This is a genomic window from Pseudoalteromonas rubra, from assembly GCF_000967655.1.
GTDB lineage: Bacteria > Pseudomonadota > Gammaproteobacteria > Enterobacterales > Alteromonadaceae > Pseudoalteromonas > Pseudoalteromonas rubra_A.
The window spans coordinates 1-259 of record NZ_JXYA01000149.1; the positions used below are offsets into that span (position 1 = coordinate 1).

Below are 259 nucleotides of genomic sequence, written 5' to 3' on the forward strand. Positions count from 1 at the left end.
GTCTTCTTCCGCCAGTGCGTCATCTGTCAGCGTGTCGTCTGTCAGATCATCTTCAAACGGTGTTTCTTCTGATGCGGGTGTTTCGTCCTGTGTGACATCTTCCGCCTGTTCAAATGCCGTGGGCTCACTATCCTGCTCACTGCTTTCTTCCAGCTCAATCTCGAAGTCGGGACCATCCAGGTCATCAAAGTCACCACCAAAATCTAATAACTCCTCACCATCCTCATCCAGCTCGTCATCAAGCAGGCTGGACGACTCT

At 51.4% G+C, this 259-nt stretch carries 1 protein-coding gene; it reads right to left on the minus strand.

Going from position 1 to position 259, the window contains the following annotated elements; all coding sequences use genetic code 11:
- A partial coding sequence (locus tag TW77_RS25535; RefSeq protein WP_046007499.1) for a hypothetical protein occupies positions 1 to 259 on the minus strand: 259 nt, incomplete at both ends.